This is a genomic window from Streptomyces sp. HNM0575 (assembly GCF_012726265.1).
In the GTDB taxonomy this organism is placed as follows: domain Bacteria; phylum Actinomycetota; class Actinomycetes; order Streptomycetales; family Streptomycetaceae; genus Streptomyces.
This window is the reverse complement of sequence record NZ_JAASAG010000003.1, coordinates 763038-787530: the sequence shown is the minus strand read 5'-3', so window position 1 is coordinate 787530 and position 24493 is coordinate 763038. Positions and strand designations below refer to the sequence as shown.

At 72.4% G+C, this 24493-nt stretch carries 17 protein-coding genes; 7 read left to right on the top strand and 10 right to left on the bottom strand.

The features are described from left to right. The first annotated feature begins 104 nt into the window (after positions 1 to 104). Positions 105 to 1493, top strand: coding sequence for an MFS transporter (locus HCC61_RS11375; protein WP_169135159.1), 1389 nt, complete (start codon positions 105 to 107; stop codon positions 1491 to 1493). 170 nt (positions 1494 to 1663) lie between these two features. Next, a complete protein-coding gene (locus tag HCC61_RS11370) occupies positions 1664 to 2461 on the top strand; it encodes a DUF5995 family protein (RefSeq protein WP_277349036.1) in 798 nt (265 codons plus the stop codon). 45 nt (positions 2462 to 2506) lie between these two features. On the opposite strand, the gene HCC61_RS11365 is transcribed toward HCC61_RS11370, so the two are convergent. Continuing rightward, positions 2507 to 2896, bottom strand: a complete 390-nt coding sequence (locus HCC61_RS11365; RefSeq protein WP_169135158.1) for a VOC family protein — start codon at positions 2894 to 2896, stop codon at positions 2507 to 2509. A gap of 226 nt (positions 2897 to 3122) precedes the next feature. On the opposite strand from HCC61_RS11365, the gene HCC61_RS11360 reads away from it, so the two are divergent. After that, entirely contained in the window at positions 3123 to 4052 is a 930-nt protein-coding gene (locus HCC61_RS11360) for an LLM class F420-dependent oxidoreductase (RefSeq protein WP_169135157.1), read from the top strand. A gap of 121 nt (positions 4053 to 4173) precedes the next feature. Here HCC61_RS11360 and HCC61_RS11355 read toward each other — a convergent pair whose 3' ends face one another. From HCC61_RS11355 to HCC61_RS11335, 5 genes are all read right to left on the bottom strand, one after another. Continuing rightward, entirely contained in the window at positions 4174 to 5898 is a 1725-nt protein-coding gene (locus HCC61_RS11355) for an NAD(P)/FAD-dependent oxidoreductase (protein ID WP_169135156.1), read from the bottom strand. A 266-nt stretch (positions 5899 to 6164) separates the two neighbouring features. Continuing rightward, a complete protein-coding gene (locus HCC61_RS11350) occupies positions 6165 to 6965 on the bottom strand; it encodes a carbon-nitrogen hydrolase family protein (RefSeq protein WP_169135155.1) in 801 nt (266 codons plus the stop codon). Between the two features lie 329 nt (positions 6966 to 7294). Beyond that, positions 7295 to 7750: an Lrp/AsnC family transcriptional regulator gene (locus HCC61_RS11345; protein ID WP_169135154.1), complete on the bottom strand. Its 456-nt coding sequence runs from the start codon at positions 7748 to 7750 to the stop codon at positions 7295 to 7297. A 10-nt stretch (positions 7751 to 7760) separates the two neighbouring features. After that, positions 7761 to 9290, bottom strand: a complete 1530-nt coding sequence (locus HCC61_RS11340) for an amino acid permease (RefSeq protein ID WP_169135153.1) — start codon at positions 9288 to 9290, stop codon at positions 7761 to 7763. 144 nt (positions 9291 to 9434) lie between these two features. Then, positions 9435 to 10133 carry a class I SAM-dependent methyltransferase gene (locus HCC61_RS11335; protein WP_169135152.1) on the bottom strand — a complete coding sequence of 233 codons (699 nt, stop codon included), beginning with the start codon at positions 10131 to 10133 and terminating at the stop codon, positions 9435 to 9437. A gap of 104 nt (positions 10134 to 10237) precedes the next feature. Here HCC61_RS11335 and HCC61_RS11330 point away from each other — a divergent pair, with 104 nt between their 5' ends. After that, positions 10238 to 10879: a M15 family metallopeptidase gene (locus tag HCC61_RS11330; protein ID WP_169135151.1), complete on the top strand. Its 642-nt coding sequence runs from the start codon at positions 10238 to 10240 to the stop codon at positions 10877 to 10879. 81 nt (positions 10880 to 10960) lie between these two features. On the opposite strand, the gene HCC61_RS11325 is transcribed toward HCC61_RS11330, so the two are convergent. Together HCC61_RS11325 and HCC61_RS11320 are read right to left on the bottom strand one after the other, a co-directional pair. Then, the gene (locus tag HCC61_RS11325; RefSeq protein ID WP_240968921.1) at positions 10961 to 12211 is read right to left on the bottom strand and encodes an MFS transporter; all 1251 of its coding nucleotides are present in this window, start codon (positions 12209 to 12211) and stop codon (positions 10961 to 10963) included. A 232-nt stretch (positions 12212 to 12443) separates the two neighbouring features. Next, positions 12444 to 14354 (bottom strand): ABC transporter ATP-binding protein, encoded by a 1911-nt coding sequence (locus HCC61_RS11320; protein ID WP_346777143.1) that lies wholly within the window; start codon positions 14352 to 14354, stop codon positions 12444 to 12446. Between the two features lie 245 nt (positions 14355 to 14599). Between HCC61_RS11320 and HCC61_RS11315 the strand changes: the two genes are divergently transcribed. Next, the gene (locus HCC61_RS11315) at positions 14600 to 17563 is read left to right on the top strand and encodes an FAD-binding and (Fe-S)-binding domain-containing protein (RefSeq protein ID WP_169135148.1); all 2964 of its coding nucleotides are present in this window, start codon (positions 14600 to 14602) and stop codon (positions 17561 to 17563) included. A 68-nt stretch (positions 17564 to 17631) separates the two neighbouring features. Here HCC61_RS11315 and HCC61_RS11310 read toward each other — a convergent pair whose 3' ends face one another. After that, positions 17632 to 18999: an alpha-amylase family protein gene (locus HCC61_RS11310; protein WP_169135279.1), complete on the bottom strand. Its 1368-nt coding sequence runs from the start codon at positions 18997 to 18999 to the stop codon at positions 17632 to 17634. A 263-nt stretch (positions 19000 to 19262) separates the two neighbouring features. Beyond that, positions 19263 to 20156: a L,D-transpeptidase family protein gene (locus tag HCC61_RS11305; protein ID WP_169135147.1), complete on the bottom strand. Its 894-nt coding sequence runs from the start codon at positions 20154 to 20156 to the stop codon at positions 19263 to 19265. A gap of 273 nt (positions 20157 to 20429) precedes the next feature. Between HCC61_RS11305 and HCC61_RS11300 the strand changes: the two genes are divergently transcribed. Together HCC61_RS11300 and HCC61_RS11295 are read left to right on the top strand one after the other, a co-directional pair. Then, a complete protein-coding gene (locus HCC61_RS11300; RefSeq protein ID WP_169135146.1) occupies positions 20430 to 22523 on the top strand; it encodes an ABC transporter ATP-binding protein in 2094 nt (697 codons plus the stop codon). Next, entirely contained in the window at positions 22520 to 24487 is a 1968-nt protein-coding gene (locus HCC61_RS11295) for an ABC transporter ATP-binding protein (protein ID WP_240968782.1), read from the top strand. Before HCC61_RS11300 ends, HCC61_RS11295 begins: the two co-directional genes overlap by 4 nt. Positions 24488 to 24493: the final 6 nt, after the last annotated feature.

The following is a 24493-nucleotide window of genomic DNA, read 5'->3' as shown; positions in this document are numbered from 1 at the left end:
GGTACGGCGCGGGGGCGCAGGCTGCTGGAAGGCAGCGGCGGAACAGCCGGGACGGCGGCCGACGGCCGCCGGAGAAGACGTACACAGGCCGGAGGATCCCGTACATGCAGCAGACCGCCATCGACGGCGCCACCCGGCGGGCACGGCGCGCGATCTCCGTCGTCTTCACCGTGCACGGCGGGGTGAGCGGCAGCTTCGCGACGGCCATCCCGTGGATCCGCGGACATCTCGAACTGGGCCACGGCTGGCTGGGGATGGCGCTGGTCTTCCTCACCGTCGGCGCCTCCGCGGCGATGCCGCTCTCCGCGAGGCTGGCCCACCGCTACGGCCCGCGCCGGTCGTTGGCGTGGCTGTCGGTGATGTGCTGTGCCGGTCTCGTGCTGCCCGCGCTCTCGCCGGGCCTGGTGTGGCTGTGCGTGATCCTCTTCGTGTACGGCTGCGGACTCGGCCTGATGGACGTCGCGATGAACGCGCACGGCGTGCTGATCGAGGAGCGATACGGGCGTTCGGTGATGTCCGGGCTGCACGGCATGTGGAGCGTAGGCACGCTGCTGGGCGGCGCGGGCGGCGCCCTCGCGGCACAGTCCGGACTGGACGGCAGGATCCACCTGGGGACCGTGGCCCCGGTGCTGGCGGCGGTGGCGGTCGTCGCTTCGCGCTGGGCGCTGGACGTACGGGAGGGCACTGCGGCGGGCGAGGCGGCGGAACGGCAGTCCGAGGCTGGGACCGGGGACAGGGCCGGGGCCGGGGCCGGGACCGGGGACGAGGGCCGCAAGGGCGACGGCGAGCACGAGGCCGGGGCCGGGAGCGGCGCCGCGGCGCCCGGCGGGCCGGACGAGGCGCCCCCTCGCTTCGCGTTGCCGAGCCGCGCCGCCCTCACGGTCGGGCTCATGGGCTTCTTCGCGGTCTTCGCCGAGGGCGCCTCGATGGACTGGTCGGCCATCTACCTGCGCGATGTGACCGACGCCGATCCGGGCCTGGCCGCCGCGGCGTTCACGGCCTTCGCGTGCACGATGGCCGTCGCCCGCCTCCTCGGTGACGCGGTGGTGCGCCGGCTGGGACCGGTGCGCACGGTGCGGGCCTCCGGGTTGACGGCGGCCGTCGGCGGGGTGCTGGTGGTGATCGCCCGTACGCCGGCGCTGGCGATCACGGGCTATGCGCTGATCGGCATCGGGGTCGCGGTGGTGGTGCCGCTGTGCTTCGCGGCGGCGGGCCGCATTCCGTCGTCGTCCCCAGGCCAGGAGATCGCGGGCGTCGCGACCCTCGCATACGCCTCGGGCCTCGCGGCTCCCGCGGCGGTCGGCTGGATCGCGGAGGCCACGTCGCTGTCGGTGTCGTTCGGACTGGTCACCGTGCTGCTGCTGGGGCTCGTGCTGGGTGCTGGGGTGCTGCGCACCGAGCCGCGCACCACCTCTCCGGCGGCTTCGCCGAAGCCGGACGACTCCCCCGCCCAGGCCGGGAGCGCCACGGCCTCCTCCCCCGAGGCACCCTGAGCGCGCGTCTCCCGCCGGGGACCGAGGCACACCACACCCACGCACGCCGGTGGCCGGGGCGTCTGCGGCGGAGGACTCCGGCGTCGCCCTGACTCCCGTACGTCCCCCGTACGGGCGCCCCGCCTGCCGTGTCCGCCACCCCACGCCACCAGGGCTGCCACGCTGCCCGCATGACGTCAGCCGAACGTACGCCGCTGCGGGACGGCGGTCCTGAGACGCACCCGGGGCGTCCGCTTCCCTCCCGTGCCCCTGGCCCGCCGCATCCGCCCCGTACGTCCCGGCGGCCGGTTCCGCCCGGCGCGCTGCACTCCGTCGTGCGGAGCATGCGCGGCATCGGGGCCGGGCTGCCGCGCGGCGACGGCGTCGCCGTGTTCAACCGCGTGTATCTGTCGGTGACGCTGGAGTTCCAACAGCGCCTCGAATCGGGCTGGTTCAGGGACCGCAGCTCGGCGGAGGAGCTGGGCGTGCGCTTCGCGGGCCGCTATCTGGCGGCGGTGGGCGCGGAGCGCGCGGGCAGCGAGCCGCCGGCCTGCTGGCGCCCGCTGTTCCAGCTGCGGGCCCATCCGTACGTACGGCCGCTCCAGTTCGCCCTGGCGGGGATCAACGCGCACGTCGGCCACGATCTGCCGCTGGCGCTGCTCGCCACGTGCCGCTCGCGGCGGGCCCGGCCAGAGGCGCTGGAGGGCGACTTCGAGCGCGTGGGGGATCTGCTGACGCTGCTGGAGGAGCGCATCCGCGAAGAGCTGATGCCCGGCCCCGACGTACTCGACGTCGCCGATCCGCTCACTCACCTCGTGGGTTCCTGGAGCCTGGAGATGGGCCGCGCGAGTGCGTGGATGGCCTTCCGCGCGCTGTGGGGCCTGCGTGAACTGCCGGAGCTGGCTTGGGAGTTCACCCGGCGGCTGGACACGACCGCCGGGATGACCGGGCGCTGTCTGCTGACTCCCCTGGCGTGCCGTCGCGGCTGAGGGGACCCGGCAAGGGCCCTCAAAAGGGGCGGCAGCGGTCAGGGGTCAGGGGCAGCGGCTCGCGAGGACGCAGAACTCGTTCCCCTCCGGGTCGGTGAGACAGACCCAGCTGTCCTGGCCGGTCTGGCCGACGTCGGCGTGCCGGGCGCCCAGGTCGAGGAGGCGGCGGACCTCTTCGTCCTGCTCCCTGTCGGCCGGATTGACGTCGAGGTGCAGCCGGTTCTTGACGGTCTTGCCCTCGGGAACGGGCGCGAACGTCAACGTCGGCGGGACCGGCCCGAGTCGATCCTTGCCCTCGGGCACCGCGGGCGAGCCGATGGTGACGACTCCCTCGTCCTCGTCCTGGACCTCGTAGCCGAGGACCGAGCACCAGAAGCGGGCGAGACGGCCGGGGTCGGCACAGTCGATCGCAAGCTCGGTGAACTTACTGGTCATGTCGGGACCTCCCCGGTCGTATAGCGGCCCACGGTCGCGTAGCGGTCCGCCGAAGACCACACGCTAGCCGCAGTGTTCGGCGGCGGTCGCGGTGAACGCCCGGCACGGGGCCCGGGAAGACGTGAGTGGCTGCGGTGACGGGAGGGGTCACCGGCGGGGAAGAGGGGCACTCTTGCAGAGCGGGACGCGGGAAGTCCCGTACCGCACACGAGCGTACGGAGGAGAAATGGCGCTGCGACTGGGCCTGGGACTGCCGCAGATGAAGCACTACGTGCCGGGCCGCGACGTGATGTCCGTGGCCCGCGAGGCCGAGGAGTGCGGCTTCGACAGTCTGTGGGTCCTGGAGCGCACCCTCGTCCCCGAGGACCCGGTCGACGGGATGTACGGCGTCGAGGGCCGCCCCTGGCCGGAGACCTTCCGCCATGTCGCCGACCCGCTCGTCACCATCGCTCAGGCCGCGGCGGTCACCTCAAGGATCCGTGTGGGCACGTCGGTTCTGGTCGCGCCCCTGCACGTGCCGTTCGAACTGGCCCGTGCCTTCGCCACGTTGAGCGCCGCGAGCGAGGGCCGCGTCGTCGCGGGACTCGGCACAGGCTGGTCGCGCGACGAATACGCCGCCGCGGGCGCGGACTTCGGCAGGCGTGGTGCGCTGCTGGACGAGGTGCTCGACGTGTGCGAGACGGTGTGGAGCAGCGGCCCCTCCGCATACGAGGGGTCCCGCACCCGGCTGGCGCCCTCGGACGTCGGGCCCAAACCGCCGGGCGGCCGGATCCCCGTGCTGCTCGCGGCGGGCAACTCCCGCACGCTGGAACGGATCGCGCGCCGCGCGGACGGCTGGATGCCCTCCCTCACGCCCCATTCCGCGATCGCGCGCAACGGCGCCACGCTCCGCGAGCTGGCCGAGCGGCACGGGCGCGACCCGGACTCCCTCACCATCGTGCACCGATGCGCCGTGCGCATCACCGACAAGCCGGAGGGCGACGACCGCCGCCCGCACCAGGGCAGCGTGGAGCAGATCGTCGAAGACCTCGCCGAGGACGTGGCGGCGGGCGTCGACGAGGTGATACTCGACCTCCAGAGCGGGACACGCGATGCGCGTGAACTGATCGACGGCGGGCGGGAGTTGTACGCAGCGGTCCGCGAAGCGGGCATGTGAGGCGTACCCCGGGCCCCGTGGCGGGGCCCGGGTGCACGGGCCGTCTCGACGGCCGCCGTCGGTCCGCGGCGGGTCCGCGGCCGGTGCGTGGCCGGTGCGTGGCCGGTCCCCGCCGGCCCCGTCAGTCCTCCGGCAGCAGCACCGGCGCGATCTCGTCGTACACGTCGCCGGGCCCCGGGTTGGACGGGTCGGTGCCGCCGCCGAGGTGGTGCAGCACTCCCCATACGGCGTTGAGCGCGGTCTGCACGGCGCCCTCCGCCCAGCCCGCGGTCCAGGAGACGTCGTCGCCCGCGAGGAACAGGCCGCGCTTGTCCTCGGGGAGGCCGTCCTGCATGAAGTGGGTGAACAGACGCCGCTGGTAGCGGTAGTGGCCGGGGAGGTTGGCCTTGAACGCCCCCATGAAGTGCGGCTCGTCCTCCCAGGAGACCGTGAGGGGACTGCCCGTGATGTGGCTGCGGATGTCGACGTCCGGGTAAATCTCCCCGAGCGACTTCAGCATCACCTCCATGCGCTGATTCGCGTCCAGCGGCAGCCACTTGAGGCTGTCGTCGCACCACGTGTACGACAGGCAGATCACGGCGGGCCGGTCCGGTCCGTCGTCCAGCAGATAGGTGCCGCGCGTCATCCGGTCGGTGAGCGTCATGCTCATCACGTCGCGGCCGGTCGGCTCGCCCCTGTCGTCGACGGCCTCGTCGAGCCAGAACGGCCGGTCCACCGGCACGAACAGCTTCGAGGACTCCATGTAGTGGGTCCGTTCGACCGCGGTCCAGTGGTCGATGGGAAGCAGCTCGTCATCGCAGTCGATCTTGCTGAGCAGCATCCACGACTGGGCCGTGAAGACCGCGGCGCGGTAGGTGCGGATGTCGCCGCCGGCGTCGGTGACGGTGATGCGGTTGCCCGCTGTGCGGCGCAGCCTCGTGACGGCGGGGCGGTGGGTGCGCCCCTCGTGGAGGGAGGCCAGGGAGGTGCCGGCCGGCCAGTGGACCGGCTTGTCCGGCTCCGCCTCCCACAGCCGCAGCGGAAGCAGGCGGCTGCCGCCGACGATGCTGCGGTGGTCGTCGTCCGCGCCCGTGTAGACGACGCGGAGGATCTCCAGGATGGAATTGGGGAAGTCGGTGTCCCAGCCGCCCGTGCCGAAGCCGACCTGCCCGAAGATCTCGCGGTGCCGGAAGGAGGCGAAGGCCTCCGAGTCGCACAGGAACCCGTAGAAGGTCTGGTTGTCGAGCCTCTTCACCAGCCGCGACCAGATCTCGCGGATGCGCGGGACGTCGCGTTCCCGCAACGCCCGCTGCATGGCGGAGAATTCGGCCCCGTCCTCCAGGCATGCGTTCCAGGCGTCCATGACCTGATGGAAGACGGGCGGCAGGTCTTCGAGCGTACGGGCGTAGTGCGAGCGGCCCTTGAGGTCGACGACCGTCGAAGGGGTCGCCGCGGCAAGGGGGTTGGGGAACGGCCGGGTCTCCAGCCCGGTCAGCTCGACATAGTGCTGGAAGGCGGTGGAGGACGGCGGGAAGCGCATGGCGCCCATCTCGGCGGTCAGTTCGCCCTCGCAGCCCTCGAACCGGTCGGTGCGCAGCCGCCCGCCGATCCGGTCGGCCTCGTAGACGACGGGCTTGAGGCCGGTCTTCATCAGCTCGTACGCGGTGACGATGCCGGAGAGTCCGCCGCCGATGACGGCGACCTCCGTGCCGTGCTCGGTGGCGGGTACGGACCCCAGGCCGGCCGGGTGGGCGAGGAAGTCGTCGTAGGCGAACGGGAAGTCGGGACCCGACATGGTCAGCGGCTTCCCTGCGGCACCGGCGGGCTGCTGGTCCTCGTGTACGGCGGTGGGCACCGTGGACGTCATCGGCGTACTTCTCCTCTCCGGGGTACGGGCGGGCGCGACCGCGCGGGCGGGCGCGTTGCGGGTGGGCGCGTTGCGGGTGGGCTGAGGTCGGAAGGGGCGAGGCCGTACTGCCGAACTCCCGTGGCAGGGCCGTCGGTTGGGCCGTCGGTTCGGTCCTCGGGCGGGGCCCACCGTCGTCGGTTGGGGCCGTCGGTCAAGGCCGTCTGTTCGGGCCGTGGATCCGGGCCGCGGACACGGCCGGTGGGTTCAGGTTCAGGTTCAGGTGATCAGGCCGCGTAGAGCCCGGGCCTGCGGTCGGCGAGATAGCCGTTCTGCGCCCTCGACTTGTGCAGCAGGCCGGTGTCGGCGTCGCCGAGGAGCAGCGCCGCATCGCGGCCCGCGCGCAGCGGCACGCTTCCGTCGGGAGCGGCGAGGCAGCTGAGCCCCGCGAAGTCGAACTCCCCCTCGCGGCCCGTGCGGTCGGCGTACGCCACGTAGAGCTGGCTCTCCCAGGCACGGGCCGGTACCAGGGTCTCCGCGACGACGTCGTACGGGCGCATCAACGCCGTCGGCACCACGAGCAGTTCGGTGCCCGCCAGGGCGTGCGCGCGCACGGTCTCGGGGAACTCCACGTCGTAGCAGATCAGGAGACCGACGCACACCCCGTCCAGCTCGGCCTGTGCGACCAGCCGGTCTCCCGGCGTGAACCGGCGCTTCTCGTAGCCGCCGTAGAGATGTGTCTTGCGGTAGCCGGCGAGCACGGTGCCGTCCGGTCCGATGAGGGCCGCGGAGTTGTACAACGCACCGCTGTCCGGGTCGAGTTCGGGATATCCGTAGACGACGGCGATACGGTGAGCGGCGGCGATGCCTGCCACGGCACGGGCGGACGGGCCGTCGGCGGGCTCGGCGCGACCGGTCAATCCGTCGCCCAACGCATAGCCGGTCAGGGAGAGTTCGGGGGTGACGAGCAGCCGCGCGCCCCCGGCGGCGGCCTCGCGGGCGGCGGAGTCCAGCGCGGCGAGACCGTCCTCGACGGTGCGGGGAACACCGGCGGGGCCCTGCTGGAGGGCGAGGCGGAGCGACGGCATGAGACCTCTGACTGTGTTCGGGCGTACGAGGCGAGGCGGGCAAGGGCCCTGACCCGCTCGTACGGGCGTGCAAGGGAACACTTCGACGGTACGGTCACCGCTCACCGGGCGACAAGGCTGAACCATTGCGCATATACGGGCGTTCCATTGCGTGAACAGGCGTCTTCACGGAGATTCATTGCGCGGCGGGCCGGCAGCCGTGCCCCGGGCCCGGACCCGGGGCGCGGCTCGACGGAGCGGCCGGGGCCCGCCGACGGAAGCCCGTTGCAGAAGTTCCGTTGCAGAAGGCCCGTCACGGAAGACCCGTCACTGCCCGTCGGCACCGGCCGTCAGCGCGGCGCACCCGACGTGTAGCGGCGCAGCAGCGGCGAGAGCACCAGCACCGACTTCGTACGCTCCACGAAGGGCTCGCCCGCGATGCGTTCCAGCACCTGCTCGAAGTGGCGCATGTCGGCGGCGAAGACCTGCACCATGGCGTCCGCCTCCCCGGTGACCGTGGAGGCGGAGGCGACCTCCGGATAGCGCGCGAGGGCGCGGCGGATGTCCTCGGGCCCCGTCTTCGAGCGGCAGTACATCTCGATATAGCCCTCGGTCCGCCAGCCGAGCGCCGCCGGATCGACCCGCACGGTGAACCCGGTGATGACGCCCTCCGCGCGCAGCCGGTCCACGCGGCGTTTGACGGCGGGCGCGGAGAGGCCCACTTCGGCGCCGATCTCGGCATAGGAGCGCCGGGCGTCCTCGGAGAGGACGTGGACGATGCGTTCGTCGAGGTCGTCGAGGGTCACTGCGGGCCGGTCACTCTTCCCTGCTCGCGGGCTCGGGCTTGTCCGTCGCGTCCGGTACGGGAGTCGGAGCGGCCTGCTCGCTCCCCGCGGCCTGGAGGCGTGAACGCCGCATCCCGTACCCGAAGTACACCACAGCGCCCACCGCCATCCAGACGCCGAACACCTCCCAGGTGATGGCGTCAAGGGAGAACATCATCCACAGGCACAGTCCGAGCCCGACGAGCGGGAACAGCGGAGAGAGCGGCGCCCGGAAGGTCCGCCGCATGTCCGGGCGAGTACGGCGCAGCACGATCACGGCGATGTTGACGAGCGCGAAGGCGAAGAGCGTGCCGATGCTGGTGGCGTCCGCGAGGCGCCCGAGTGGTATGGCCGCGGCGAGGATCCCGCAGAACGCGGAGACGATCACGGTGTTGGTGCGGGGGCTGCCGCTTCGCGGGTCGACCTTGGAGAAGACGGCGGGCACCAGGCCGTCGCGCGACATCGCGAAGAGGATGCGGGTCTGCCCGTACAGCACTGTCAGCACCACCGACGCGATGGCGACGACCGCTCCGAAAGCGAGCAGCGTGGGCCAGAAGCTCTGCCCCGTGACGCTGTGCAGGATGCCGGAGAGCGCCGCTTCGCTGCCCTCGAACCGCTGCCAGGGCGTTGCGCCGACGGCCACGGCCGCCACCAGGCAGTACAGCGCGGTGACCAGCACGAGCGAGAGCAGGATGGCGCGCGGCATGTCCCGCTGCGGGTCCTTCGCCTCCTCCCCCGCCGTGGACGCCGCGTCGAACCCGATGTAGGAGAAGAAGAGGGTGGCGCCGGCGGCGCTCACTCCGGCCATGCCCAGCGGCATGAACGGCTGGTAGTTGCCCGCGCGCAGGCCGGTGGCGGCGACGGCGCAGAAGAGCAGCAGCGCGACGATCTTCACCGCGACCATCACGGTGTTGGCGCGTGCGCTCTCCTTGGCGCCGCCGATCAGGAAGGCCATGGCGAGCATCACGACGAGGAGCGCGGGCACGTTGAAGAACCCGCCGTCTCCGGGCGGCGCCGAGAGGGCCTGCGGAAGGTTCACGCCGAGCGTGCCGTGCAGCAACTCGTCGATGTACTGGCCCCAGCCGACGGCGACCGCGGCCACCGACACCCCGTACTCCAGCAGCAGACACCAGCCGCACACCCAGGCGACCAGTTCGCCCATGGTGGCGTAGGCGTACGAGTAGGAGGAGCCGGCGACGGGGATGGTGCCGGCCAGCTCCGCGTACGACAGCGCCGAGAACAGCGCGGTCAACCCCGCGATGACGAACGAGACGACCACCGCGGGCCCGGCGTCGGGCACCGCCTCGCCGAGTACGACGAAGATGCCGGTGCCCAGGGTCGCGCCGATGCTGATCATCGTCAGCTGCCACAGACCGAGGCTGCGCCGCAGCTGACCGCCCTCGCCGTGGCCGCTCTCGGCGACGAGCGCCTCCACGGGCTTGCGGCGCATCAGCCGCCCGACGTCGCCCTGCCGCACCTCCGGGGTCTTCGGGGTGTGCGGGCCTGCGTCCCGGTCCAACACGGCAGCGGCCTCCTCGTTGTTGATCTGCTGTGGCGCAAGACCTTACGAGGCGTGGACGACGGCCGGTAACTGGGGATCCTTGCGCGTGCGCGGCGATCCGTTGCGCGAGAAGGGGCTTCGGCGGCGATTCGTTCAGCGGGCCGCTCAGCGGACGAGGCGTGCCTGTGCCCAGGTGCGGTCGTCGGTGAGATAGGCGTCCACGGCGAGTCCGGCTTCGGCGAGGTCCTCCTCGAAGCGCGGCTCCGGCAGCTCGTGCGAGTGGAAGGTCTGCGTCCAGCGGCGGCCGCCGAGTTCGTAGGCCAGGCAGGTACGGGCGACGCCGCCGTCCAGCGGCTCGATGGAGACGACGGTGACGGTCAGTTCGCCTCTGCTCCAGCTCGACCCGGCGCGCAGGCTGTCGTGCAGACCGTCGCGCTGGCGCTGGAGAAGGACGTGTCCACCGGGCGCGGTGTGCCGGCCGCAGGTGCGCAGCAGGCGCGCGCGGTGCGCGTCGTCGGCGGTGTTGACGAGGAACGAGGCGAGCAGCACAGCGTCGAACTGCCGCGCCAGGTCGAGGTCTTCGATGGCCGCGTGCACGGTCGGCACCGCGGGGCGGACGCGGGCGAGCATCTCCTCGGATTCGTCGACGGCGGTCACGCGGAGCCCTCCGGCCACCAGCGGGCGCGTCATCCGGCCCGCGCCGGACCCGAGTTCGAGCAGGGTCGCTCCGGGCGGCAGCGCGGCGAGGACGATGTCCGTCTCGCCGTTCCCGGAGAGCTGCGAGTACAGCTCCACGGAGCAGCCGTCGGGGGTGAAGTCTCCGGGTCCGGTACCTGAGTGCCCGTCACGGGTGAAGGAGGTCATGCGCGTATCGCAGCACGGCGGACACGCCATGGGCAGAGATTCGTCCCGGGCCGAATGCGGGTGCGGCTGCGCCCTGTTCACCGGGGGCCATAGGCTCGCGAGGCATGGGGTCCGTGATTCTGCTGGGCGATCCCCGGGTGGCCTCCGTGCCGGTGGCCGAGTGCGGTGAGCCGCTGGTCGAGATCGCCTCCGCCTCCTCCGTGGCTCTGGACGGCCGGGAGCGGGACGCGACGGGCGCGTACGGCCGGGTCCGGGCCGGTGTCCTCTCCCGGCTGTGCTCGGCATCGGACTCGCTGCCCGACGGCGTCCGGCTGCTCGCGGTGGAAGGGCACCGCACGCGCTCCGAACAGGAACGGCGGTTCGCGCTACGGCAGGAGCGTCTGCGGGCGGAGGGCGTCACGGGCGCCGCCGAACTCAGGCGCCTCGCAAGCGAGTTCGTCGCTCCCGTGGAGGTGGCGCCGCACTGCGCGGGCGCGGCGGTCGATCTGACCCTCGCCGGCGCCGACGGCACCGAGCTGGACATGGGCGGCCCGGTCAACGGCCATCGCACGGGGGACGAGCGGTCCTGTCCGTTCGACGCCCCGGGGCTGTCCGGCACCGCACGCCGCAATCGCGGTCTTCTGGCGCGGGCCATGCGCGGTGCGGGCTTCGTCAACTACCCGACGGAGTGGTGGCATTGGAGCTACGGCGACCGCTATTGGGCGCTGGTCACGGGCGCGGGCACCGCCGTGTACGGCCCGGTGTGAACCGGGCCGCACCAGGTGTGAACGGGGCCGCACCAGGTGTGAACGGGGCCGCACCAGCCGCCCGCCCGCGGCGGTGCGCCGCTATCGCTCCAGCGGCTTCTTCGCGCCTTCCGGGAGCTTCACGTACACCGCCGCGGAGATCAGGCACAGCACCGCCACGTACCAGGGGAAGGCGCCGGGGCGGCCCAGGTCCTTGAAGAGGGTGCCCATGTACGGGGCGGTGCCGCCGAAGAGGGCGACCGTCGCCGAGTACGGGAAGCCGATGCCCGAGGCGCGTACCCGTGCGGGGAAGACCTCTGCGTTGACCGCGGCGGCGATCGACGTGTAGCCGGTGAGCAGGATCATGCCCGCGCACTGCACGAGCAGCAGCGAGGTGAAGGACTTGGTGATCGAGTTCAGCAGCGGCACGCACAGCACGGCGAAGCCCACGGAGAAGACGAGCAGCAGCGGCTTGCGTCCGACGCGGTCGGAGAGCATGCCGCCCAGCGGTTGCAGCACGGCGAAGAACGCCAGCGAGATGGTGCCGATCAGGAGCGAATCGCCCTTGTCGAAGCCGACGTTGACCTGGGCGTACGTCGGAAGGTACGAGGTCCAGGTGTAGTAGGCGATGGTGGCGCCCGTGGTGATGCCGCAGATCAGCAGCGACTCGCGCGGGTGGGTGCGGAGCGCCTCGAAGAGCCCGGGCCGCGGCCCGGCCTGCTGCTCGGCGCTGCGGGTCTCCTGCGAGCTGCGCCTGATCCAGAAGCCGGCGAGGCTGAGCACCGCCCCGAAGACGAAGGCCGCGCGCCAGCCCCACTGGTGCATCGCCGCGTCGTCGACACGGGCCACGAGCAGCGCGGTGACGCCGGAGGCGATGAGCTGCCCGACGGTGGTCGAGACGTACTGGAAGCTGGAGAACAGCCCGCGCCGGCCCGGCCCCGCGGACTCCACGAGGAAGGTGGTGGCTGCGGCGAACTCGCCGCCCACGGACAGCCCTTGGAGCAGCCGGGCGACGACGAGCACGACGGGGCCGAGCAGCCCGGCCGCGGCGTAGGTCGGGGTGAGCGCCAGCAGGAGGCTGCTGCCGCCCATCAGCAGGATGGTGGCTGTCAGCGCGGCGCGACGTCCGCTGCGGTCGGCGATGACCCCGAGCAGCAGCCCGCCGATGGGGCGCATGAAGAAGCCGACGGCGAAGACGGCGAACGTCGCCAGCAGCGGGACGAGGGAGTCGTCCGCGCCCTTGGGGAAGATCTCGTCGGCGATGAAGGTGGCGAGGAAGGTGTAGGCGAGCCAGTCGTACCACTCGACGGCGTTGCCTACGGAGGCTGCGAGCAGTTGGCGGCCCGAGCGCATGCGCCGGGCCTCGCCGGTCTGCTTCGCGGGCCCCGCGGCATCGGTGGGCTGCGTCATGAGCCGTCATCTCCCCAGAATTCACGTGGGCACACGTGTGTGAATGCATGCTCACGAAACCCGCCGCGGCCGAGGCGGGGACGGTGGTCACGGCGGCCGGTCGCGGGGTCGGTCGCGGTATCGCGCGGCCCGTGCAGTGCGCGCCGTGCCGTGCCCTGCGTGCCGTGCGCGCCCCTCAGGGCACGGGTGCGTCGGCCGGATCCGCCGGCGGGCCACTCTGCGCGGGAGGGGGCGCGGGCGCGGACCCGGCCCGAGCCGTTGCGGGCGCCTCCGTACCGTCCTGTGCGCCGCCGGGTGCGGCCGCGACGCGGGCGTCCCGCCGCACGAGAGCCGCGTACCGCCCGTCCGCCGCGAGGAGTTGGGCGTGGGTGCCGCGCTCCGCGATGCGTCCGCCGTCGAGCACGACGATCTGGTCGGCGTCCCTGACCGTGGAGAGCCGGTGGGCGATGGTGATCGTGGTGCGGCCCGCGGACAGCGCGTCGACGGCCCGCTGCACGTCGCGTTCGGTACGGGTGTCGAGCGCGCTCGTCGCCTCGTCGAGGATCAGCACGGGCGGGTCGCGCAGGATCGTGCGGGCGAGGGCGAGGCGCTGCTTCTCGCCGCCGGAGAAGCGGTGGCCGCGCTCCCCGACGAGGGTGTCGTAGCCGTCGGGCAGCGCCGCGATGTGGTCGTGGATCTGGGCGGCGCGGGTGGCGGCTCGCAGTTCCTCGCGGGTCGCGTCGGGCTTGGCGAACCGCAGGTTGTCGGCGACGGAGGCGTGGAAGAGGTACGTCTCCTGCGAGACGACGCCGACGGCCCGGGAGAGGGTGTCGAAGGCGAGATCGCGCACGTCGACGCCGTCTATGGTGACCCGGCCGCGGGTGACGTCGTACAGGCGCGGTACGAGATGCCCGAGCGTGGTCTTCCCCGAGCCGGTGGCCCCGACGACGGCGAGCGAGGTGCCACGGGGGACGGTGAGGTCGATGCCGTGCAGCGTCGCGGGCGCGTCCTCGCCGCCGTAGGCGAAGTCGACGTGCTCGAAGCGGACTTCGCCCCGTACGTGCTCCAGCCCGGTGGGATGCGCGGGCTCCTCGATGTCCACGGGCAGATCGAGGTATTCGAAGATGCGCTGGAAGAGGGCGAGCGACGTCTGCATCTCTACGCCCGTCGACAGCAGGGAGACCGTGGGCCGCAGCAGCCCCTGCTGGAGGGTGACGAAGGCGACGAGGGTGCCGATGGAGAAGCCCGGCCCGCCGAAGTGGACGAGCATCCCGGCCGTCCAGTACAGCAGCGCGGGGATGGCGCCCATGACGATGCCGATAGTGGACATCCGCCAGCGGCCCGCCATGTGGGAGCGGACCTCCAGCTCCACCAGCCGCTCCGACTCGTCCGCGAAGTGCCGGGTGAGGGAGTCGGCGCGGCCCATCGTGCGTCCCAGCAGGATGCCGCTGACGGACAGCGACTCGGTGACGAGGGCGGACATCGCGGCCATCTGCGCCTGCCGCTGCGTGGTGATGCGCTTGCGCTCCCGTCCGACGCGGCGGCTGACCCAGACGAAGAGCGGCAGGAGCAGCAGCGAGGCGACCGTCAGCCGCCAGTCCAGGGCGAGCATGGCGACGACCGCGGCGACGACGCCCGTGAGGTTGGAGACGAGCGAGGTCGCGGTGGAGGTGACGGTGGCCTGCATGCCGCCGATGTCGTTGGCGATGCGGGACTGCACCTCGCCGGTGCGGGTGCGGGTGAAGAACGCCAGCGGCATCCGCTGGAGCTTGGCGTAGACGTCGGTACGCAGGTCGTGCATGACGCGCTGCCCGACGGTGGTGGACAGATACGTCTGGAGCACGTTGAAGACGCTGCTCATGACGGCGATGCCGATCAGGCCGAGCGCGAGCAGGCTCAGCAGGCCGGTGCGCCGGTCGGGAATGGCGACGTCGAGGATCTCGCGGAGCAGGAACGGCGACGCGACGGACACCAGTGAGGACGCGCCGACCAGCAGTCCGACGACGCCGAGCCGGCCCCGGTAGGGGCGGAAGATGCGCAGGATGCGCCTCACCTGACGGGGCGGCTGAGCCGCGGTGTCGCCGTCCGCGCGCCGCTTCCAGTCGATGTCGTCGCGTTGCAACGGGCTCCTCTCGCCGGGGGTGGGTGCCGGGTCTGCGGGCGGCCCGTACCGGACCGGGCTCACGGAGGCGGAGCTTCCAGGACGGGCCGGACCCGCATGCACACAGTCCTTCGAGACTACGCGCCGGCCCGCGGGTGCCCGTACGGCCGATCCGGCCCCGGCCGCTGTCCGGGACCGGCCCCCTAGCATGGGCCGCACATCCGTCCGTACGCGTCCATCCAGGAGAGAACATGCCGCTGCTCGACCCAGGACACGGCGCGCTGCGGCCCCGCCCGTACGCCGGTCACGTGCCCGCGCACGACCGCGTCCCGGAGGGCCTGGCGGGCGGCACGCCCCAGCCGCTGCGCGGCGGCCTGGCCCGGCTGCTGGGCGAGGAGAAGGTGCTGTGGAAGGTCTCGGACCTGGTGCGTTACGCCTCCGACGCCAGCCCGTACCGCTTCGTGCCGCAGGTCGTCGTGGTCGCCGAGGACGCGGACGACGTCTCGAAAGTGCTGTCCTACGCGCGCGCCCACGGCCGTCAGGTCGTCTTCCGCGCGGCGGGCACCTCGCTGAACGGGCAGGCGCAGGGCGAGGACATCCTGGTCGACGTGCGCCGGCACTGGGCGGGCGTGGAGGTGCTCGGCGAGGACGGTGCCCGTGCCCGCATCGGGCCGGGTACGACGGTGGTGCGGGCCAACGCCGCGCTCGCCCCGTACGGGAGGCTGATCGGCCCGGACCCGGCGAGCGCCATCGCCTGCACCGTCGGCGGCGTGGTCGCCAACAACGCCTCCGGGATGACGGCCGGCACCACCCGCAACTCGTATCGCACCGTCGCCTCCCTCACCCTCGTGCTGCCGTCGGGCACGGTCGTCGACACCGGCGACCCGGACGCCGACGAGAAGCTGGCACGCGCCGAACCCGCCCTGTGCGAGGGGCTGTTGGCGCTGAAGGCGGAGATCGAGGCGGACGCGGAGCTCACGGCGCGCATCCGCGCGAAGTACGAGCTGAAGAACACCAACGGCTACCGCCTCGACGCCTTCCTCGACGCCAGCACCCCGGTGAGCATCCTGCGCGGGCTCGCCGTCGGTTCGGAGGGGACGCTCGGCTTCATCTCCGAGGTCGTCTTCGACACGCTGCCGCTGCACCGGCGTACGTCGACGGGGCTGCTCTTCTTCCCCTCGCTCGCCGCTGCCGCCGCCGCGGTGCCCCGCTTCAACGAGGCCGGTGCCATGGCGGTCGAGCTGATGGACGGCAACACGCTGCGCGCCTCGGTCAGCGTCGCGGGCGTACCCCGGGACTGGGCGGAGCTGCCGAAGGAGACGGCGGCGCTGCTGGTGGAGTTCAGGTCGCCGGACGAGGAGGCGCAGGAGGAAAGGGAACGGGAGGCCGCCGCGGTGCTGGCTGAGCTCGAACTCGTCGCGCCCGTACCGTCGGTGACGAACGCCTTCACACGGGACCCGAAGACCATCGGCTTCTACTGGAAGGCGCGCAAGGCCTTCGTCTCCGCGGTCGGCGGCTCCCGCCCCTCCGGTACGACGCTGATCACCGAGGACTTCGCGGTGCCGCCCTCCAGGCTCGCGGAGGCCTGTGAGTCGCTGCTGGCGCTCCAGGAGCGGCACGGCTTCGACGCCGCAGTCGCCGGGCACGCTGCCCACGGCAATCTGCACTTCCTGCTCGCGTTCGACGCCGCCAAGGAAGGGGACGTGGCGCGCTATGCCGCGTTCATGGACGACTTCTGCCGGCTGACCGTCGAGCGCTTCGACGGTTCGCTCAAGGCCGAGCACGCCACCGGGCGCAACATCGCTCCCTTCCTGAAGCTGGAGTGGGGCGAGCGTGCCACCGAGCTGATGTGGCGGATCAAGCAGACCGTCGACCCGGAAGGGGTGCTGGCTCCGCGCGTACTGCTGGACCACGACCCGAAGGCCCATCTACGCGGCCTGAAGTCGATCCCGAAGGTCGAGGCGGTCGCGGATCCCTGCATCGAGTGCGGCTTCTGCGAACCGGCCTGCCCCAGCGGGGACTTGACGACCACACCGCGCCAGCGCATCGTGCTGCGCCGCGAGATGCTGCGCCAGCCCGCCGGGTCCGCCGTGAACGACAGCCTGCTGGCCAGCTACGGCTACGACGCCGTCGACACGTGCGCCGGCGACTCGACGTGTGCCCTGGCGTGTCCCGTCGGCATCGACACCGGCGCGATGATGAAGGACTTCCGTCACCGGCGGCACTCGCCGCGCGAGGAGCGCAACGCCGAGCGCGCAGCCCGCCGCTTCCGTCTCGTGGAGAGGTCGGCGAGGCTGGCGGTGGCCGCCGCGGACGGACTGCGGCGCAAGGTCATGCCGCGACGCGGCGAGCGGCTGCTGGAGTCGCTGACGGGCGCGGCACGCAAGGCCGTACGCCCCGATCTCGTACCGGAGTGGCTGCCTCAGCTCCCCTCGGCGGCGGCGAAGCGGCTGCCCGCCACGGACCGTCACGGCGCTGCCGCCGTCTACTACCCGGCGTGCGTGAACCGGATCTTCGGCGAACCGGACGGATACGAGGGCCCCTCGCTGCCCGAGTCCATGGTGATCGTCTCGGCGCGTGCGGGACGGCCGGTGTGGATCCCGGAGGACGTCACGGGCACCTGCTGCGCGACGATCTGGCACTCCAAGGGCTACGAGGCGGGGAACGCCCTGATGGCCAACCGGATCGTGGAGGCCGCCTGGCGCTGGACCGACGGCGGTGAACTGCCGCTGGTCGTGGACGCCTCCTCCTGCACGCTGGGCCTCGGCGAGGAGGTCGTGCCGTATCTGACGGCCGCGAACCGCAAGCTGCACGAGCGGATGACGGTCGTCGACTCCGTCGCGTGGGCGGCGCAGGAGCTGCTGCCGCGGCTGACGGTGGAGAGGCGCACGGGCTCGGCGGTGCTCCACCCGACCTGTTCCATGCAACACCTGGGCGGGAGCGAGCAGTTGCGTACGGTGGCGGAGGCGTGCGCGGAGGAGGTCGTCGTCCCCGTGGACGCGCGCTGCTGCGGCTTCGCGGGCGACCGCGGCATGCTGCACAAGGAGCTGACCGCCTCCGCGGCCGCGCGTGAGGCCGCCGAGGTCGGCGCGCGGGACTTCGACGCGTATCTGTCGGCGAACCGGATGTGCGAGGTCGGCATGGACCAGGCGACGGGCGGCCGCGGCTACCGCTCGGTGCTCACCGAGCTGGAACGGGCGACGCGTCCCGAGTAGGTCCGGGGGCCGGCCCGTTCACCACTCCCCCGGGCACGGCAGGCACGGCGCCACGGCCCCCGCGCGGCCTACGACTTGGCACCCACGTGCAGTGCCAGCACGCCCTTCGCCGGGACCGACGCCTCGGCCTTGCCGTCGTCGCCGACCTCTACCGTGTTGCCGTCGCACTCGTCGGGCGCGGCCTTCGCGACGTTGCAGTACGTACCGGCGGGCAGCGACGTCGTGAACGTCCGCTTCGTCGCGGCGTCCCCGGCGTTGAGCGCCACGAAGCCCTTCCCCTTGCGCGCGAAGGACAGGGCGGTGCCCTCCGACCACCAGTCGGTCAGCTCGGCGTCGCCGACCGCGTTGCGGAAGCCGACCATGCCGGTGATCTCGCGCTGGGCGTGCATGCCGGTCCAGCCGTCGCCGCCGTCGGGCGGGCCGGAGTCCTCATCCGACCACTCGTAGCCGGAGAAGACGTTCGGCGAACCGTAGGGATGGGCCAGCATGAAGGCGTTGGCGAGCTTGTAGAGATCGCCGTCCTTGTACGTGAGCGTCGAGCCGTTGCGCTCGGTGTCCCAGTTGTCCACGAACGTACGGGAGTTCGCGCTGTCCAGCTTCCCGTCGGCGATGTCCTTCAGGCTGCCGACGTCGCCGCTCTGGAGGGCGCTCTTGAGGTGCTTGCCGTAGCGGAACTCGTCCACGTCGCCGATGCCCGTGTACTCCTCCGGCCGGACGGCCTCATCGTCGCCCGCGATCACCTCCGAGACCCAGAAGCCGGGGTCGGCCATCTTGCCCTTGACGGCTTTCACGTCGTCGGCCGACATGTGCTTGGCGGCGTCGATGCGGAACCCGTCGACGCCCATCTCCCGCAGACGGTCCAGGTATTCGGCGATGGTGGAGCGCACCTTGTCGCTGCCGGTGTCGAGGTCGGACAGGCCGACGAGTTCGCAGGTCTGCACGTTCTCCCGGTCGCCGTAGTCGGAGATGTCCTTGCGGCAGGCGTGGAAGTCAGAGTCGCCGTAGGTGCCCTGGTAGTCGTACTTGCTGTACTGGGTGCCGCCGGTGCCCGTGCCGGAGTCGGCTGCCATGTGGTTGATCACCGCGTCGGCGATCACCTTCACCCCGGCCTCGTGGCAGGCGGAGACCATGCCCTTGAACGCGTCGGCGTCACCGAGCCGGCCGGCGATCTTGTAGCTGACGGGCTGATACGAAGTCCACCACTGGTCGCCCTTGATGTGCTCGCTCGCCGGTGAGACCTCGACATAGCCGTAGCCGGCGGGGCCCAGCGTGTCCGTGCACGCCTTGCCCACGTCGGCGAACGGCCTCTCGAACAGCGTTGCCGTCACGGTCTTCTCACCGGGGGGCGTGGCCTGGGACGGCCATGCGGTGACGGCGGTGATGCCTGCCGCCGCCAGGACCGCGGCCGTGCTCGCGCAGATCAGACGCTTCGTCATCATCGTGCGGCTCCTTCGTCGTCGGACACACAGGTGCCGATGAAGGGCAGCCACGCGCCAGGCCGCCGTGGGGGGTTCGGGAGGGAGCCTGCCGTCGCACTCGTGTGCACGTCAAGGGGTGACGCAAGCGTTTCCAGCGACTTTCTGAAAGCTCTTGCCGCCGCGCGGAGTCGGCCGTCGCGGCCGTCAACGCCCCTTTCCGGGGCGGGAGTCGGGGAGCCGCACGCCGCACGCGAGGATCGGCGCCCGCTCCCCTGGGCCCGCTACCGGGACAGGTCCGCCCGGTCCCCCATGACCACGGCCGGATGCTTGTCCGGGTCCAGCGTCCGCAGCAGATACTCCATGCCCTCCCGCGGCAGGCTCACGCACCCGGAGGTGCCGCTGCCGTGATCCAGGTGGAGCCAGATGCTCCCGCCCTTGGAAGGGCCCTGGGGCCGCGTCGGATCGAGGGGTGAGGTGCCCTTGGCCCGGTTGTAGTCGATGGCGATGACGTGGTCGAAGTCGTGCCGGGTGCGCTTCGGCCAGTACGTGGGCGGGGTGAAGTCGGCGCTCGCGGTGTACGGAAGCTTCGCGCCCGGCGCGGAGCTGACCCCGCCCGCGTCGGTGAGCGTGAACACGCCCACGGGACTGCGCTTGTCGTCCTCGTGGTGATCACGTGTCCAGCCTCTGCGTCCGTTGTGCGCCGGCCAGCTGCGCTCCCGGGTCCACTTCCCGCCCTTCTTGCTGAAGAGGCGCACGGTCGCCGTGGCGGAGTTCTTTCCCTCGCCGTAGACGGCCACCACCTGGCTGGACTTTCCGGGGATCTCCTTGTGCAGGGCGTCGCCGACACCGGGGACGCGGGTCGGGTCGGTCTTGCGCGCGGCGTCGTCGCCGGACGCCCGGCCACCGCTCGGCGCCTTGGCCGCGTGCGAATCACCGCCGCATGCGGCGAGCGTCACCGCGAGGGCGAGCGCCGCCGCACCGGCCGCCGCCGTCCTCGCCGCCCGCACCGCTGCCGCTCCCGCCGAGTTCGCCGCACCCGCCGGTTCCGCACTCGCCGGTTTCGCCGCTCCCGCCGGTTTCGCCGCTCCCTCCGGCCCGGCCGCGTCCGCCTGTGCCCGGCTCGGCTGTCCCTGATTCCTGAGGCTCCGCGGCGCTTCCGCTCCAGTTCTCCGCATGCCCACCATGCTCCCACTCCCCCGGGTGGCGGTCCGTGGGACGCCGGGCGCACCGGGTCCGCCGAGGCCCACCGAAGACCGGGGGCCGGACGGCCGCGAAAGGTGCGCAGCCGCAGGTGGCGGGGCGGAACCGTGCTTTCGGCCGTACGGCGGCACCGGTGGGAAAACCCGTTGCGCAGCGGCAGTTGCACGGCGAGTCTTGCGGAGCGGCCACACCCCTCACGCGCCGCCACCGCACCGGGTCACCACTCGTACCGACCGCTCTGGGACGTCATGCAGATTCGCGATCTTCCGTATCCCGATCCCGGCGTCCCCGATGTGCGGTCGGGGCCCCGCTTTCTGCTGTGGCTCTTCCGCATGCAAGTGACCGGGCAGGCCAAGTCGCTCGGCTGGGGCGCGATGCACATGGGATCCGTGGCCCTCGTGCCGGCGGTCGTCGGTCTGGCCCTGAAGGCGGTCGTGGCCGGTTCGGGTCGCGGACTGCTCGAAGCTGGGGCCTTGCTCGCGGTCATCGCGGTCACGGTCACGACGGGCGACACGATGACGCACCGTACGTCGATCACGAACTGGATCACCGCCGCGGCCCGCGTCCAGCAGCTGCTGGCCCGCAGGACGGCCGCTCTCGGTGCGACGCTCACCCAGCGGGTCGCCGCGGGCGAGGTGGTCGCCGTATCCACGGGCGACATCGAGAAGATCGGCTGGTGTGTGGAGTCCGCCTCCCGCTTCAGCGCGGCCCTGGTGACCACGGTCGGCGTCTGCGTCGGGCTGGTCTTCTACGAGCCGCAGCTAGGGGTCCTCGTCTCGGCGGGGATGGTGGTGCTGGCCGTCACCGTGCTGCCGCTGCTGCCACGCGCCACGCGCCGCGCCGACCTTCAGCGCGAGAAGGCGGGACGGGCCACGGAACTCGCCGCGGACACCGTGGCCGGACTGCGGGTGCTGCGCGGAATCGGGGGCGAGGAGCTGTTCCTGACGCGCTACCGGAGGGCCTCGCAGGAGGTGCGCCGGGCGGCCGTGCGCACGGCGCGGATGTGGGCGCTGATCGAGGCCGTGCAGGTCGCACTGCCCGGGCTGCTGCTGGTGGCGGTCGTCTGGCACGGCACGCGGCTTGCACTGGACGGACGTATCGGGGTGGGTGAACTGGTCACCGTCTACGGGGCGGTGACCTTTCTGCTCTTCCCGCTGCGGTTGTTCCAGGAGTTCGCCATGGCGTACTCCTTCTCGCGTCCTTCGGCACGGCGGGCCGTCCGTGTCCTGGGACTGCGCCGCGGGAGCGGGGACGCGGGCGTGGAGGCTCGCGGCGAGGCGGAAGACCAGGGAGGGGTAGAGGGAGAGGCCGGGGACGAGGGCACGGCCGGGGCCACGGGCGTCGCGGGAGAGGGAGCCGGGACCGCGGCGGAGCCGCCGGGCACGGGCGACATGCTCTGTCGCGATCTCTACGATCCCGTGACGGGACTGCTCGCCCCCGCAGGGCAGTTGACCGCCGTGGTGTGCGGAGACCCGGAGGCCGCAGGACGGCTCGCGGACCGGCTCGGCGGTCACGCGCCGGAACATGACGGCTCCGCCTCGGTCCTCCTCGGAGGGATGCCGCTCGACGACATGCCGCTCGCGAGTGCACGCTCGGCCGTGCTCGTACAGGACAAGGACCCGGTGCTGCTCTCGGGCACGCTGCGGGAGCTGCTGGACGTACCCGGCTCCGGCGCCGTACCCGATGAACGCGCTCTGGAAGCGGCGCAGTGCGGCGACGTACTGGACGCACTCAAGCAGGCAAGCCCCGGGGCCAGCGACGGCGACCCGCTCGACGCGTCGGTCACCGAGCGCGGCCGGTCCCTCTCGGGCGGGCAGCGACAGCGGCTGGCGCTGGCACGCTCGCTGGTCGCCGATCCGCCGGTACTGGTGCTGGACGAACCCACGTCGGCGGTCGACGCCCACACCGAGGCCCGCATCGCACGGTCGCTGCGCCGGGTGCGGGAGGGCCGCACGACGGTGGTGTTCACCTCCAGCCCGCTGATGCTCGACCAGGCGGAACGCGTCGCCCTGGTGCGCGGCTCCGAGGTGCTGGCCGCCGGACCGCACCGTGAACTGCTGCGCACGCACGCCGGATACCGCTCCGTGGTGACGCGCGAGACCGAGCAGATCGAGCCGGCCGAGCAGACCGGGCAGACCGGGGAGCCCGGTGGAGCCGCCGAGGGACGAGGTGCCGGGGCGGGAGTCGGCACCGCTGCCGAAGCGTCCGATGCCGCGGCCGGGGCCGCCGGGGCCGCCGGATCCGGGGGCGCCGGATCCGGGGCCGCGACCGCGCCCGGACACTCCCCCGTACTCGAAGGACGCACGAAGCTCGCACAGCGGGAAGGAGCCGAGCGCACATGACCGCCTCCGACAGCGCCCCGCCCGTCGCCTCCCCCGGTGCCGCTGACAAAAGGGGTGCTGATGCCGGTGCCGCTCCTGCGCGGGCCGCAGACACCGGTGCCGCAGACACCAGGGGTGCTGACACCCATGCCGCTCCTGCCGGTGCCGCCGCTGCGGGCCGGGCCGCCTCCGCCGGTGGCGGAACCCTCGGCGTCGCACCGCCCGGCTACGACCCCGCCGCCTCGGAGAACGCCACCACCCTCCCGGTCGGCTGCCCGGCCACCGTCCGTGGCTATGTGCGCGAACTGCTGCGCCGGCACAGGCGGGCCTTCGTCACGCTCGTCCTCGTCAACACGATCGCGGTGCTGGCGTCCATGGCGGGGCCGTATCTGCTGGGCGGCCTCGTCGAGGACCTCACCTCCGGCGGCGACGACCTCCCGCTGGGCCGGGTGATCGGTCTCTTCCTGCTGGCGCTCGCCGTGCAGAGCGTGTTCGTGCGGGAGGTGCGGCTGCGCGGCGCGACGCTCGGCGAGCGGATGCTGGCGGACCTGCGTGAGGACTTCCTCGTACGGTCGGTCGCGCTGCCGCCGGGAGTGCTGGAGCGGGCCGGCACCGGCGATCTGCTCTCCCGGATCACCACGGACATCGACCGGCTGGCCAACGCGATGCGGGAGGCCGTGCCGCAGCTGTCCGTCGGCGTCGTATGGACGGCGCTGCTGCTCGGGGGGCTGACGGTCACCGCGCCGCCGCTGGCGCTTGCGGTGCTCGTCGCACTTCCCGTGCTGCTGGCCGGCTGCCGCTGGTACTACCGCCGTGCTCCGAGCGCCTACCGGTCCGAGGCCGCCGGATATGCCGCCGTAGCCGGGGCACTGGCCGAGACGGTCGACGCCGGACGCACCGTGGAGGCCCACCGGCTCGGTGCGCGCCGCATCGCGCTGTCCGAGCGGAGGATCTCGCAGTGGACCGCGTGGGAGCGCTACACGCTCTGGCTGCGCTCCGTCCTGTTTCCCGTCGTCAACGTCACCAATCTGCTGCTCGTGGCCGGTGTGGTCGTCCTCGGCGGCACATTCGTGCTGTGGGGCTGGATCGGCGTGGGGCAGCTGACGACGGGGGCGCTGCTGGTGCAGATGCTCTTCGAGCCGGTCGGGCTGATCCTTCGCTGGTACGACGAACTCCAGGTCGCACAGGTCTCGTTGGGCCGGCTCGTGGGCGTACGGGAGATCGAACCCGACAGCGGGGACGGTCAGCTGGCTCCGCGGGGCCGCGAACTGCACGCGAAGGACGTGCGGTTCGGCTACCGCACCGGCACGGACGTGCTGCACGGGGTGACGATGCGCGTGCCGCCCGGCACCCGCGTGGCGCTGGTGGGCCCGTCGGGAGCGGGCAAGTCCACCCTGGGCCGGCTGCTGGCGGGCGTCTACGGACCGCGCACCGGTGAAGTCGCGCTCGGCGAGGCCGAGTTGTCGCGGATGCCCGCTGAACGGGTCCGCCGCCACGTCGCGCTCGTCAATCAGGAGCACCACGTCTTCGTGGGGTCGCTCCGCGACAACCTCCTCCTGGCCCGTACGGGAGCGAGCGACACCGAACTGTGGGCGGCGCTGAGCGCCGTCGATGCCGACGAGTGGGCACGGTCGCTCCCGGACGGCCTCGACAGCGAGGTCGGCTCCGGGGGGATCTTCGTCGCTCCGGCGCACGCACAGCAGATCGCGCTGGCACGGCTGGTGCTGGCCGACCCGCACACGCTGGTACTGGACGAGGCCACGTCGCTGCTGGATCCGCGTGCCGCCCGGCACTTGGAGCGTTCGCTCGCGCAGGTGCTGGAGGGCCGCACGGTCGTGGCCATCGCGCACCGGCTGCACACCGCGCACGACGCAGACGTGATCGCCGTCGTGGAGGACGGACGCATCAGCGAACTGGGCAGTCACGACGCCCTGGTCGGGGCGGACGGAGCGTACGCCGCGCTCTGGCGCTCCTGGCACGGCTGACGGCGT

Bases quoted from the DNA above. Each gene is read 5' to 3' on its own strand.
- HCC61_RS11325 (WP_240968921.1), bottom strand. From the start codon at position 12,211: ATGCGCTCGGGCCGCCAACTGCTCGCAGCCTCCGTAGGCAACGCCGTC.
- HCC61_RS11315 (WP_169135148.1), top strand. From the start codon at position 14,600: ATGCCGCTGCTCGACCCAGGACACGGCGCGCTGCGGCCCCGCCCGTAC.
- HCC61_RS11295 (WP_240968782.1), top strand. From the start codon at position 22,520: ATGACCGCCTCCGACAGCGCCCCGCCCGTCGCCTCCCCCGGTGCCGCT.
- HCC61_RS11360 (WP_169135157.1), top strand. From the start codon at position 3,123: ATGGCGCTGCGACTGGGCCTGGGACTGCCGCAGATGAAGCACTACGTG.
- HCC61_RS11370 (WP_277349036.1), top strand. From the start codon at position 1,664: ATGACGTCAGCCGAACGTACGCCGCTGCGGGACGGCGGTCCTGAGACG.
- HCC61_RS11305 (WP_169135147.1), bottom strand. From the start codon at position 20,156: ATGCGGAGAACTGGAGCGGAAGCGCCGCGGAGCCTCAGGAATCAGGGA.
- HCC61_RS11310 (WP_169135279.1), bottom strand. From the start codon at position 18,999: ATGACGAAGCGTCTGATCTGCGCGAGCACGGCCGCGGTCCTGGCGGCG.
- HCC61_RS11335 (WP_169135152.1), bottom strand. From the start codon at position 10,133: ATGACCTCCTTCACCCGTGACGGGCACTCAGGTACCGGACCCGGAGAC.
- HCC61_RS11330 (WP_169135151.1), top strand. From the start codon at position 10,238: ATGGGGTCCGTGATTCTGCTGGGCGATCCCCGGGTGGCCTCCGTGCCG.
- HCC61_RS11375 (WP_169135159.1), top strand. From the start codon at position 105: ATGCAGCAGACCGCCATCGACGGCGCCACCCGGCGGGCACGGCGCGCG.
- HCC61_RS11300 (WP_169135146.1), top strand. From the start codon at position 20,430: ATGCAGATTCGCGATCTTCCGTATCCCGATCCCGGCGTCCCCGATGTG.
- HCC61_RS11355 (WP_169135156.1), bottom strand. From the start codon at position 5,898: ATGACGTCCACGGTGCCCACCGCCGTACACGAGGACCAGCAGCCCGCC.
- HCC61_RS11365 (WP_169135158.1), bottom strand. From the start codon at position 2,896: ATGACCAGTAAGTTCACCGAGCTTGCGATCGACTGTGCCGACCCCGGC.
- HCC61_RS11350 (WP_169135155.1), bottom strand. From the start codon at position 6,965: ATGCCGTCGCTCCGCCTCGCCCTCCAGCAGGGCCCCGCCGGTGTTCCC.